General features: G+C 70.2%; 12 protein-coding genes. 8 read left to right on the plus strand and 4 right to left on the minus strand.

Annotation, left to right across the window (positions count from 1 at the left end):
• Nucleotides 1-21: 21 nt before the first annotated feature.
• Nucleotides 22-744, plus strand: a complete 723-nt coding sequence (locus HUW46_RS19375; protein ID WP_215548614.1) for a hypothetical protein — start codon at nucleotides 22-24, stop codon at nucleotides 742-744.
• A 147-nt stretch (nucleotides 745-891) separates the two neighbouring features.
• Here HUW46_RS19375 and HUW46_RS19380 read toward each other — a convergent pair whose 3' ends face one another.
• Nucleotides 892-1332, minus strand: coding sequence for a DUF6918 family protein (locus HUW46_RS19380; protein WP_215548615.1), 441 nt, complete (start codon nucleotides 1330-1332; stop codon nucleotides 892-894).
• A gap of 198 nt (nucleotides 1333-1530) precedes the next feature.
• Nucleotides 1531-2061: a DUF2020 domain-containing protein gene (locus tag HUW46_RS19385; RefSeq protein WP_215548616.1), complete on the minus strand. Its 531-nt coding sequence runs from the start codon at nucleotides 2059-2061 to the stop codon at nucleotides 1531-1533.
• Between the two features lie 49 nt (nucleotides 2062-2110).
• Between HUW46_RS19385 and HUW46_RS19390 the strand changes: the two genes are divergently transcribed.
• The 3 genes from HUW46_RS19390 (at nucleotide 2111) to HUW46_RS19400 (ending at nucleotide 5512) form a co-directional block, all read left to right on the plus strand.
• Nucleotides 2111-2749, plus strand: a complete 639-nt coding sequence (locus tag HUW46_RS19390; RefSeq protein WP_215549971.1) for a pyridoxine/pyridoxamine 5'-phosphate oxidase — start codon at nucleotides 2111-2113, stop codon at nucleotides 2747-2749.
• A gap of 90 nt (nucleotides 2750-2839) precedes the next feature.
• Nucleotides 2840-4087, plus strand: a complete 1248-nt coding sequence (locus tag HUW46_RS19395; RefSeq protein WP_215548617.1) for a M14 family metallopeptidase — start codon at nucleotides 2840-2842, stop codon at nucleotides 4085-4087.
• A 54-nt stretch (nucleotides 4088-4141) separates the two neighbouring features.
• Nucleotides 4142-5512 carry an alpha/beta hydrolase gene (locus HUW46_RS19400; protein ID WP_215548618.1) on the plus strand — a complete coding sequence of 457 codons (1371 nt, stop codon included), beginning with the start codon at nucleotides 4142-4144 and terminating at the stop codon, nucleotides 5510-5512.
• A gap of 431 nt (nucleotides 5513-5943) precedes the next feature.
• Here the strand turns inward: HUW46_RS19400 and HUW46_RS19405 are convergent, their stop codons facing one another.
• Nucleotides 5944-7041, minus strand: a complete 1098-nt coding sequence (locus HUW46_RS19405) for an alpha/beta hydrolase family protein (RefSeq protein WP_254126325.1) — start codon at nucleotides 7039-7041, stop codon at nucleotides 5944-5946.
• Nucleotides 7042-7213: 172 nt separating this feature from the next.
• Here HUW46_RS19405 and HUW46_RS19410 point away from each other — a divergent pair, with 172 nt between their 5' ends.
• Complete coding sequence (locus HUW46_RS19410; RefSeq protein WP_215548619.1) at nucleotides 7214-8527, plus strand: sensor histidine kinase; 1314 nt, start codon at nucleotides 7214-7216, stop codon at nucleotides 8525-8527.
• Complete coding sequence (locus HUW46_RS19415; RefSeq protein ID WP_215548620.1) at nucleotides 8524-9186, plus strand: response regulator; 663 nt, start codon at nucleotides 8524-8526, stop codon at nucleotides 9184-9186. Before HUW46_RS19410 ends, HUW46_RS19415 begins: the two co-directional genes overlap by 4 nt.
• Here the strand turns inward: HUW46_RS19415 and HUW46_RS19420 are convergent.
• A complete protein-coding gene (locus HUW46_RS19420) occupies nucleotides 9174-10046 on the minus strand; it encodes an alpha/beta hydrolase (RefSeq protein ID WP_215548621.1) in 873 nt (290 codons plus the stop codon). The two genes, HUW46_RS19415 and HUW46_RS19420, sit on opposite strands and share 13 nt — an antisense overlap.
• A 157-nt stretch (nucleotides 10047-10203) precedes the next feature.
• On the opposite strand from HUW46_RS19420, the gene HUW46_RS19425 reads away from it, so the two are divergent.
• Both HUW46_RS19425 and HUW46_RS19430 read left to right on the plus strand, forming a co-directional pair.
• A complete protein-coding gene (locus tag HUW46_RS19425; protein ID WP_215548622.1) occupies nucleotides 10204-10623 on the plus strand; it encodes a YciI family protein in 420 nt (139 codons plus the stop codon).
• A gap of 3 nt (nucleotides 10624-10626) precedes the next feature.
• On the plus strand, nucleotides 10627-11904 hold the full coding sequence (locus HUW46_RS19430; RefSeq protein WP_215548623.1) for an RNA polymerase sigma factor: 1278 nt from the start codon (nucleotides 10627-10629) through the stop codon (nucleotides 11902-11904).
• Nucleotides 11905-12044 lie beyond the last annotated feature (140 nt).

Raw genomic sequence — 12044 nt, forward strand, 5'->3', positions numbered from 1 at the left:
ACGATTGACGAGGTGAAGGCCATGACCCGGGCCGCAGATTCGGTCGGTGAGTCGGTCCGTACCGGCTTGCTCGACCTGCGCAAACGTGCCATCGAGGCAGCGCAGGCCGGGGCCGAAGCAACAGCCCAGGCGGCGCAGGCCGCCGAGCAGAAGTTCTCCGACGGGACCGAGAACGCCCGCAAGGAGGCTTCGAAGAGGGGTCGTCGCGCTCGCAAGAAGCTCGCCAAGAAGAGCGGGCAGACCCGCAAGGAGCTGGCTCGCAGCTCCAAGGAGGCGCGCAAGATCGCCGCCGAGCGGCTCGCCGAGATGCGCAAGCCCGGCCGCAAGGCCAAGAAGGCCGCGATCAAGGCCGCGAAATCGGCAGGCGAGTCGAAGCGCCGCGGGAAGAAGGACTTCAAGCACGCCAAGAAGGACTTCAAGGCCGCGCTGATCGAGGCCAAGACCGCCGCCAAGGGTGGCCGCAGGCGTCGTCGCTGGCCGTGGCTGGTCGTCATCGGCGCGGTCGCCGCCGGTGCCGCCGTCGCGCTGCGGTCGAAGCCGGAACCGCCGGTGGCGCCCGCTCCCCCGCGTCGCCCGGAACCGCCGAAGCCCGCCGCGAAGCCCGCTGAAGCGTCGAAGCCCGCCGCCCCCAAGGCGGCGGAGAAGCCCGCTGAGCCCAAGCCCGCGCCGAAGCAGGCCGAGGACAAGGCGACGGCGGCCCGCAACGGCCAGCAGTCCAGCAACGCCAGCGAAAAGAAGAACTGAGTTTTTGCGCCCCTGATGGCCACCATGACGGCACTGAATGCCGTCATGGTGGCCATCACGGCATTCTGGCGGGCTTTATCGCGCGCGCGGATGTGAAAAGTCCCCGGCACCTTCGCGGTGCCGGGGACTTTTTTGCGGTGGCTGGGATCAGCCCGCGTGCTTCTGGATCAGCGCGCCGAGGCGGGGCAGCGCCTCCTCGACGTTCTTCTTGCCGTTCGGGCGAAGCTTGCCGTAGACCTTCTTGATGCTGTCGCGGCTGCTGCTCTCCGCGCGCTTGTCGGTCACGCTCAGCAGCGCGTCCGAGGCCTCGTCCGAGCGGCCGGACAGGTAGGCGCCGAAGTCGCCGCCGCCCTTGGCCTTGTAGTCGCCGTAGAACGGGTCGAGCGCCACGGTGAAGTCGTCGAGCAGGCTGTCGACGGCCGCGGGGATGATGCCCGGCTTGATCTTCTTGACGGCCGCGTAGCCGGTCTTGACGACCGCGCCGGACACGCCACCCTTGTCGGAAACCTCTTCGTCGACCAGCGTCTGCAGGTCGGTGACGACGGCAGGGCGACGGGACGAGTCGGTCAGGATTTCTTTCAGGGTCACGGCATTGTCCTTATGAATCGAAGTGCACGAAACGGGTCCGCAGCACAGGCGCGCCGCTTTGGGGGGCGGACCGTGATGGGCGGTGCGCTGGTCCTCACCGGCTGCGAGTGCTGCCAAGGGTAGTACAAGATCAACTTTGCCCCGGCAGTGCGTCACCTGTTGGTGCCAGCGTGTTGACTCTGTGTCTACCAAGCGTGGTTAGAGGGCCAGTTTCGCGATGACCTGCTTGACCACCGTGCGGGCCTTCACGGTCTGCTTCTGGTTGGTCGTCACGACGACGGCGGTGCCCTCCTTCGCCACCGCGTACACCGCACCGGCGTCGGTCGGCTGGTAGCCGCCCTGCCAGCCGGGCGGCTCGGTGGCCGGGCTGCTCGTGGCCACCGGCGCCACCTTGTCCACGAGCGCGCGGGCGACCTCCTTCGTCCCGGTGTAGACCCACGCGGTGAGCTGGAGCTTTCCGGTGAGCGCGTAGAAGAAGCAGGCCGGGTGCGGCGCGTCGGCCGACACCTGCGCCTTCGACACCCGCTGCCCGTTCGCGTCCGAGACGAACGCGTTGTCCAGGTACGGGCACGGGCCCGGTTTCGACGGCTGCGGATCGGGCGGCACGACCGGCGCGGCGGGTGGCGGGGCGGACGGCGGTGCGGCGGGGGGTGCCGGTGGCGTGCCGCCGGAGCACCCGGCCAGCAGGACCGCGGTGGCGGCACCGAGAGTGATGGCGGCTCGTCGCATAGCGGCGTCAGTCAACCACGCGCGGCGGTGTGCTGCGAGCATGACACTCATGAGTGCGTTGCGCGGCTGGCCGTCGTTCCCCGCCGACCTGCCGGAGTTCGATCCCGGCACGGCACCGGAGCGGCCGCACGAGATCTTCCTGGCGTGGCTCGAAGACGCGGGCGAACACGTGCTCGCGCCCCACGCCGTCACGCTGTCCACAGTGGACGCCGACGACGTACCGGACGCGCGCGTGGTGATACTGAAGGACGTCGACGCGGCGGGCTGGTACGTGGCGACGAGCTCGGAGAGCCCGAAGGGAGTCCAACTCGGGAAGCACCCGATGGCCGCGCTCACGTTCTTCTGGGCCGCGCGCGGGCGGCAGGTCCGGATCAGGGGCACCGTGACGCCGTCGCCGAGCGAAGTGTCGCGGAACGATTTCCTGGCCAGGTCACCGGAATCGCGGGTGGAGGCGTTCATCGGCAACCAGTCCGCGGTCCTGCGCGATCCGGCCGAGCTGGAAGCCGCGGCGGCGGAAGCGCGCGAGTGGGTGGCCGAAAACCCGTACAGGGCACCGGAAACCTGGGTCCGCTACCTCGTCGCCCCGGTTTCGGTTGAGTTCTGGCAGGCCCGCCACGACCGGCGCCACGTGCGGCTGCGCTACCGGCTCGACGGGGGCCGGTGGGTGCGCGAGCTACTTTGGCCGTGAGGTAAGGATTTTTCCGACTATCGGCGGGTTGTAGTCGATAGCTGACCGAAGGACGCTGAGCGGCACTGTCGGCGACCTTTCGGAGGCGAAATGTTCACACGACGTCGAACCTGGGGCGCGCTGGCCGCGGCCGCGGGGCTCGCCCTGCTCACCGCGACCGCGCCAGCCCACGGTGAACCCGCCGCGCCGGACCGCGGTCTGTACGAAGTGCACGGGGCGACCGACGCCGCGAAGCGCACCACCGTCCGGAACAGCGGCGCCGACGTGGCGGGGACCCGCGGCGACGTGATGACCGTGGTCGCCACGCCGAAGCAGGCCGACGGCCTGCGGGCAGGCGGGTTCGCGCTGGACCAGGTCGGCGACTTCGACCAGCTGCTCGCCCAGCGCAGCAGCAAGGGCGGGGCCTACAAGCCGGGCGACTTCCCGCCCGGCGACGAGGCGTACCACACCTACGCCGAAACCACGGACGCGCTGAAGAAGGCCGTCGCCGACCACGGCGACCTCGCGCAGCTGTCCAGTGCGGGCAAATCCTTCGAAGGCCGCGAGCTGAACGTCCTCAAGATCGCGAGCAAGGCGTCCGAAGGCAAGCCCGAGGTGCTGTTCACCTGCAACCAGCACGCGCGCGAGCACCTGACCACGGAGATGTGCCTGCACATCGTGCAGCGGTTCACCGACGGCTACGCGAAGGACGCCGCGATCAAGGGCATGGTGGACTCGCACCAGATCTACGTCGTGCCGAACGTGAACCCCGACGGCTCCGAGTACGACATCTCCGGCGGGAAGTACCAGGGTTGGCGCAAGACCCGCAAGCCGGTGCCGAACAGCAACGAGATCGGCACCGACCCCAACCGCAACTGGGGCTACAAGTGGGGCTGCTGCGGCGGTTCCTCCGACGACCCGTCGGCGGAGGACTACCACGGCCCGTCCGCGTTCTCCGAGCCGGAGACCAAGGCGGTCTCGGACTTCATGGCAGGGCACCAGTTCAAGGCGCACATCGACTTCCACACCTTCTCCGAGCTCGTGCTGTGGCCCTACGGCTACACGAAGGACGACACCGCGGAAGGCATGTCCGCCGAGGAAGCGAAGCGGTTCGCCGACGTCGGCAAGCAGATGGCCGACACGAACAAGTACACCCCGGAGCAGTCGAGCGATCTCTACGTCACCGACGGCGACATCAACGACTGGGCGTGGTCGAAGTCCAAGACGCTGAGCTACACGTTCGAGATGTACCCGAAGGACGGCGGGATCGACGGTTTCTACCCGCCCGCCAGTGAGATCCCGGAGCAGACCACCCGCAACGACGCGGCCGTGGACATCCTGCTGAAGCAAGCGGGCTGATCATCCCGACGTAAGTCTGGTGCCGCCGACGCCGGTGGCGGGCAGAATCAGCGCATGCGCCTGAAGTTCCTGCTCGTCACCACGTTGGCGGCTTCTTTCGTCACGACGGGTGCCGCTTCCGCGGCGCCCACCGCGCTCGCCGATGCGCATCCGTGCGCCGGGCAGCCGGGTTTCACCTGCTCGACGCTGAAAGTGCCGCTCGACCACACCGGCCGCGTGCCCGGCTCGCTCGACCTCCAGGTGGCCACCGGCGACAACACCGACGCGCCGAAGGGCGTGCTGCTGTTCCTCACCGGCGGCCCCGGTCAGCCCGGCGCGTCCGCGATCAAGGGGATCACCTCACGGCTGCCCGAGGTCGCCAAGGACTACCGGTTCGTGATGATCGACCAGCGCGGCACCGGGGAGTTCGGCGCGATCAAGTGCCCCGGTCTGCAGGCGCAGGTCGGCAGTTCGGACATCATCACCGCCACCCCCGAAGCCGTCGACGAATGCTCGGGCCTGCTCGGGAAGGCCGCCGGGCTGTACAACACCGACCAGAACGTCGCCGACTTCGACCAGCTCCGCCAGGCGCTCGGCGTCGAGAAGATGGTGGTGGACGGCGTTTCCTACGGTTCGTTCAGCGCCGCGCGCTACGCGGTCGCGCATCCAGACCGCGTGTCGAAGGTCGTACTCGACTCGGTGCTGCCGCACCACCAGAGCGCCGCGGACACCTTGTACCTCAAGGGACTCCGAGCGCAGGCGCGCGTGCTGCGTGACGCCTGCACCGTCGCACCCGCCTGCGGTTTCGACCCCGCGGACGATCTCGCGACCGTCGTGAGGAACTCCTCGACCGCGGACGGCGTCCGGATCTTCGACATGATCGTGTCCTACGAGTTCGCGGACCCGACCTACCGGGACGCCGACGCGGGCGATCTGATCGGCTCGCTGCACCAGGCGCGCGCCGGTGACCGGTCCAAACTGGACGCGTTGCTGGACGGGTACAAACCCGGCGGCGACAACGTGCTGAAGTACAGTGCGGGCCTGCACGCCGCGACGGTGTGCACCGATCTCCGCTTCCCTTGGGGCGACTCGGGTTCCCCGTCGTGGCTGCGGCAGCCGTCGATCGGGCTCACCGAACACCTCCTGCCCTCTTCCGCGACCTGGCCGTACACCGCGAAGGTCGCGGTGAACCAGTACTTCATCCAGACCTGCGCGCGCTGGCCGCGAGTGCGCCCCGCGTCGAACCCCGCCGCCGAACTGCCCAACGTCCCGGTACTGCTGCTCAACGGCGACCGCGACCTGTCGACCCCGCTCGAATGGGCGCAGCAGGAAGCCGCGGCGGCCCCGAACGGAAAACTGGTCGTGGTGAAGGGCGCGTCGCACTCGATCCAGAACCGCGAACGCGGCCACGCCGGACGCGACGCCCTGATCGACTTCCTCGGGTGAGCGTGCCCGAAGGTGGCTCCTAAAGAAGTCGGGGCAGGCCGTGTAGGTCGCCGAAGACCCCCTCGTGGGGCGCTGAGCGTCACGATCTCGGCCCCCTCGGCAGGCGGCCGCCACCCGCGCGAGCCCGCAGCGGATCTTCGCGTGCCCCGAAGGTGACGTTCGGGGCGGTAGATGCCCTGAAGGCCACTTTCGGGGCACTCGGGGGCCGGTGTGGGCGGTGAGAGTGTTTTGCGAGGGTGGAGTTCGCGGCGTTAGATGCCCCGAAGGCCACCTTCGGGGATGGGCGCCCGGACGGCCGCGAGGACAGAGATCGCGAGCGGCCTTCGTCCACTCCGGGAATTGTCGGTGGCTCGCGGTAATGTTGAATCAAGGGCTCCCCTTGGCGGGCGAACGGATCCGTTCGCCCGTCAAGGATGGCGTCGGATCGTGGCTCAGGGCCAGAACCGCACTTCGGGGTTGGCGGCGACCGGGCCGTCCAGCAGGGGTTGCGGCCGCGACCGCAGGTGCAGGTCGAAGAACGCGGCGACGTAGGCGCGCGTCAGGTCCATCGACCGCGCGCCGGGCATCGTGCCGGGTTTGGTGAGGCCCATCTGGTCCATCAGCGCGATGTTGTCGGTGAGGCCGGTGTGCGCCGCCGCGTCGAAGGTGAGCCAGCGCTTCCAGCCGTGCAGCTTCGGCCAGGTTTCGGGCCACGTCGGATCCTGCCCGCCGGGAGTGTGCTGCGGTGCCCTGCCCAGCATCAGCACTGGACCGTCCACACCGGACTCGGGCAGCGGTGACCAGTACCGGCCGTCCAGGTTCACCCCGGCGCGGATCCGGCGGTCGGCCAGCATCGCGAGCGGGGCCGCGTTGCCGCCGACGGACTGGCCGGCCATGCCGATCTTCGCGGGGTCGATCAGCCGGGCGTACGGGGAATCCTTCGCGGTGAGCCGGTCGAGCACGAAGGACACGTCGGTCGCGCGCACCTTCGGCAGGAGGACGTCGTCGTGCCCGGGGCCGCACGCCGCGCATTCGGTGACGTGCCCGTCCGGGAACGCCGTGCCTTCCGCTTCGTAGTTGTGCCCGATGGCGGCGACCACGTAACCGCGGCTGGCCAGGTCCTCCGCCAGCCCGGTCAGGGTGGCGCGCGGCATGCCGAGCCCGTTGGACAGCACCACCAAGGGAGACCGGCGCGGCACCGGCGGCGCGCCCACCCGCGCGCTGCTCCTCGTCCCGGCGAGCAGTACTGGCGGAACGTCCGGAAGATCGTTGGCCGCCAGCAGCATCGCGGCCTCCTTCGTCGTCAGGTACCGCCGCGGCGCGCCGACGGGCACCACGACCGGGTAGTACATCGACACCATCAGTTCGCGCGGGCCGGAATCCGGCACCCACGGGTCGGCGCGCGCGGAGTCGACGAGGTGCAGCTCGGCCGTGCCGACGGCGTACCCGCCGGTCGGTGGCGGCAACGTCAGCCGCTTCGGTGCCGCCGAAACGGTCGCGGGGCTCAGCATCGCGGCGATCGCCACCGCGGCCGTCAAGATCCTTTTCACCGTTCACACTCCTGTCCGGAAGATCGACCCGCACAGCGTGGTCCGGCGCGCGCTCGTCGCACATCGGCCGCGGAGCACGAATCCCGCGCGGCTCCTCTGCCGGAGGTCGCACTCCGGTGTCCTCCTCGCGGGAGATCCACCGCGTGGAGTTCCGAACTAGGCTCCGCCAGCTATGAAGAGGTTGACCGCGGTCGTCACGCGGCTGGAGCGCGCACACTGGTCACCCCTGGGCGTCGACATCGCGCTGGCACTGCTCGTCGCGGCGGTCACCGCGATCATCGCGAGCGACGACGACGTCGACGGAGCGTGGTGGCTCGCTTCGATCGTCGCGATCGCGGCGGTGTGCGTCCGGCACCGGTTGCCGCTCGTGACCTTCGTTGCCGGACTGGGAACGGCGTTCGCACACCTGATGATGGGCAACGAAGTCCGCCCGGTGGACCTCGTGGTGCTGATCGGGTTGTACACGGTGGCTTCGCGCGGCCCGCAACGGCTGGCGATCGCACTGGTGCTGGCCGGGCTCGTGGTGGCGGGCGGGTGGACGCTCTACGAAAACGCCGTTCTGGAGGACGAGCGCGCGACGGGAATCGCGCGGATCGACGACGGCGCGATCGGCGTTCCACCGCCACCACCGGAAATCCCCTCGCCGTGCCTGCCGGTACCGCATCAGCGGTACGTGCCACCGCCGTGCCCGGTGGTCCCCGGCGACGAGGCCCGTACCACCACCTGGGGCGGATTTCCCGTGCTGGGCTTGACGTTGACGGTCACCTGGCTGGGTGGCCTCACCACCCGGCAGCGCCGCGTGCGGCTGGCCGAACTGCGGCAGCGCGCCGAGGACCTGGAACGGGAACGGGACGCACAGGCCGCACTCGCGGTCGCGGCGGAACGGGGCCGGATCAGCCGCGAACTGCACGACGTGGTGGCGCACGCGCTCTCCGTGGTGGTGCTGCAAGCACAAGGCGGCGCGGCCGCACTGGCGCGAAAACCCGAGCGCACCGGCGAAGCGCTGGAGGCCATTGTGGACACCGGGCGCACCGCGCTGGCGGAGACCAGGCGGCTGCTGGGTTCGCTCGGCCAGGACGCACCGGAATGGCAACCGCGACCGGGGGTGGAGCGGGTGCCGCAGCTCGTCGAAGAGGCGCGCCGGGCGGGCACCGGGGTCCAGTTGCGCGTCGACGGGCAGCCGCACCCGCTCCCGCCCGCGGTCGACCTGGCCGCCTACCGCATCGTGCAGGAAGCGCTGACCAACGTCCGGAAGCACGCCGGTGCCGGGGCGTCGGCCGCTATCGTGCTGCGCTACGCACCGACGGCACTGGAGATCGACGTGGCAGACGACGGCGAAGCGTCCGAAAGCGACGCACCGGCGGGGCACGGGCTCCGCGGAATGAAAGAACGCGTGACCGTCCTAGGTGGACAGTTCGAAGCAGGACGGCGCGACGGCGGCTTCGCCGTGCACGCGAGCCTGCCGCTCGCCGCGGCGCGGCCGTGACCATCCGCGTCCTGATCGCCGACGACCAGTCGCTCGTCCGGACCGGGCTGCAAATGATCCTGGACAACACCCAGGACATCGAAGTCGTCGGCGAAGCGGGGACGGGGAACGAAGCCGTCGACCTCGCCGCGCACACGAAACCCGACGTCGTGCTGATGGACATCCGCATGCCCGATCTCGACGGCGTGCAGGCGACCAAGCGGATCATCGCGGACCACGGCCCCGACGGCCCGCGCGTCCTGGTGCTCACCACGTTCGACCGCGACGAGTACGTCTACGCGGCCCTGCGCGCCGGAGCGAGCGGCTTCCTGCTGAAGGATTCGCTCGCCGCCGACCTGCTCTCCGCCGTCCGCGTCGTCGCCGCGGGGGAAGCGACGCTGGCGCCGACCGTCACCCGGCGCCTGCTCACCCGGATCGCCGGCGAGCTGCCCGTGCGGGAGGACCCCAGGCTGGCCCTGCTCACCGCGCGCGAACGCGAAGTGCTCCAGCAGGTCGCGCGCGGGCGGTCCAACGCGGAAATCGCCGAGCTGCTGTGCCTGTCGACGGGGACCGTGAAGACCCACGTCGGCCACATCCTCACCAAACTGGACCTGCGCGACCGCGTGCAGGCGGTGGTGTTCGCGCACGAATCGGGCCTGACCGGCGCTCAGGAAAGGTGACGGCGCAAGAAGTCGATCTGGTCCGCGACGGCCCGTTCGAAGGCATCGCCGACGTAGATGTCGAAGTGTCCGACCGGGTACCGCTTCACCTCGGCCGTGGCACCGGCGCGAGCCGCGCGGAGGGTGGCACCGGGCGGGGCGACGCTGTCGCGATCGCACACCGCCACGAGCGCGGGGCACTCCAGCGCGCGGAGCCTGCGGCCGGGGCGGTACCACGGGATGCGCAGCCCGATCCGGGCGGCGACCTCGTTGCGGAACGGGAAATCCGGTGGTACCAGCCGGAAATACCCGTCTACCACGTCCGGCGCGGTCATCAGCGCGGCCGATCCCGGCGGCCCGGCGAGCGCGACCGGAACCGGCCGCCTGCCCACCAGATCCCGCAGCGCGCGGAACGTCACCCGTGCTCCCGACCGGACGCCCAGTGCGCGCACGGACGCGGGCCCGCTGGTGAACGGGCACTGCGCGATCACCGCGGCGACGCGGGTGTCGCGGGCGGCCGCCTCCAGCACGTGCCCGCCGCCGAACGAGCTGCCCCAGATCGCGATCCGGTCGTGGTCGACGCCGTCGAGCATGCGCGCGAACCGCAGTGCGGCGGCCCAGTCGCCGAGCTGGGACTCGATGTCCAGCAGTTGCCGGGGCTCCCCGCCGCTGGCGCCGAAGTAGCGGTAGTCGAAGGCCAGCGCGGCGAAACCCGCGTCGGCGAACCGCTCGGCGTACGCGGTCAGGCGCATCTCCTTGACGCACCCGAGCCCGTGCCCGAGCACGACCAGCGGCGCCACCTCCGCGGCTGGCCGGTACAGCAGGCCCGCGCACGACGAGCCGCCCGAATCGAATTCGACCTCCACCGGAGCACTCGACATGCCCTTACCTTACTCGCGAGTAGCAACCGCGGGCGAAGTACGCTTCCCGGACCTCGGAGAAAAAAGTTCAGCGGGTGTGTCGATCCGTGTCGCGCCCCGTTCGACCTAGGGGTGAACGGGCCCGAGCGGGGCCTGACGGAACTCAGGAGCCGGAACCATGAAGTACATGCTGATCATGCGCGCGACCGAAGATGCCTACGCGGGCATGGAGAACTTCGACTTCGAGGAGATGCTCGAGACCGTCGGCAAGTTCAACGACGAGCTGATCAGGGCGGGTGTGCTGGTCGCGGCGGAAGGGCTCACCGACGCCGAAGAGGGCGTGGTCGTCGACTACTCGTCCGAGCCGCCGCTGGTCACTGACGGCCCGTACGGCGAGACCAAGGAGCTGTTCGGCGGATTCTACATCCTCAACGTCGCGTCGAAGGAAGAAGCCGTCGAGTGGGCGAAGCGGTCCCCGATCGCCGGCCCCGGTTTCAAGACCGAGATCCGCCGGGTCAGCTCGATCGACGAGTTCCCGCAGGACAACGAGTGGATCAAGAAGGAGCGGGCCTGGCGCGAAGCCACCGGCCAGCTCTGAGCGATGACCGAGCACTCCGGCCGCGAGGCCGTCGCCGCGCTGTGGCGGATCGAGTCCGCGCGGATCGTCGGTGCGCTCGCGCGGTACACCGGCGATTTCGCGCTGGCCGAGGACCTCGCCCAGGAAGCGCTGGCCGAAGCGCTCGTGAACTGGCCGCGCGACGGCGTGCCGGACAATCCCGCCGGCTGGCTGCTCACCGTCGGGAAGCGCCGTGCCATCGACACCTTCCGGCGCCGCTCCGCGCTCGACGAGCGGTACGCCGCCCTCGCCCGTGATCTCGGCGAGGGCGGCGTCGCTTCGGGTGGCTCGCCGGAAGGCCCAGCCGGGGACGTGCTGTGGGACCCGGACCAGATCGACGACGACCTGCTCGCGCTGATGTTCGTTTCGTGCCACCCCGTGCTGTCCCGCGAGGCGAGGGTGGCGCTCACGCTGCGCGTGGTCGGCGGCCTGACGAGCGACGAGATCGCCAAAGCGTTCCTCGTCCCGACAGCCACCGTGCAGGCGCGCATCACGCGCGCGAAGAAGGCGCTCGGCGCGGCCGGGGTGCCGTTCGAGGTCCCGGACGGCGCGCAGCGGTCCGAACGGCTCGGCTCGGTGCTCGCCGTGGTCTACCTGATCTTCACCGAGGGGTCGTCTGCCAGCTCGGGCACCGACCTGATCCGCCTCGACCTGTCGAGCGAAGCACAGCGTTTAGCCCGCGTACTGGCTCGGCTGGTCCCCGACGAGCCCGAAGTCCACGGCCTGCTGGCGCTGCTCGAACTGACCGCGGCGCGCTTCCCCGCGCGCACCGGGCCGGACGGCGAACCGGTGCTGCTGGAGCACCAGGACCGCGGCCACTGGGACCAGGCCGCGATCCGGCGTGGCCGGGCCGCGCTGGCCCGCGCCAAGGAAGTCGGCCGCGGGCTGGGCGGGTACGGCCTGCAGGCGGCGATCGCCGAGTGCCATGCGGTCGCGGCGTCGGTCGAGGAAACGAACTGGCCGCGCGTCGTGCTCCTCTACGAGGCGCTCGGGCGGCTCGCGCCGTCACCGGTGATCGAGCTGAACCGGGCGGTGGCCGTCTCCATGGCCACCGGACCCGCCGCGGCACTGGTCATCGTGGACGAATTGGTGAACGCCAATGCGCTGCCGAATTCGCACATGCTGCCAAGCGTTCGCGGCGAATTGCTCATCCGGTTGGACCGAACGGCGGAAGCGCACGACGAATTGGACCGCGCGATCCGGCTCTGCGCCAACGAACGCGAACGAGCGGTGCTGGCGCGCAAACGAGCGGCACTGACCTGAACGTGCCGAAGCACTTGCGGAGAACCGTGCGGGCGGGGAAACCTTGTCGCCGAGATGCCGCGCACCAACGGGGGATTCCACCACGGATGGACGACGGCTTGTTCGTCATTTGACGCTGAACGGCGGCGAGGGTGACCCAT

It is taken from the genome of Amycolatopsis sp. CA-230715 (genome assembly GCF_018736145.1).
In the GTDB taxonomy this organism is placed as follows: Bacteria; Actinomycetota; Actinomycetes; order Mycobacteriales; family Pseudonocardiaceae; genus Amycolatopsis.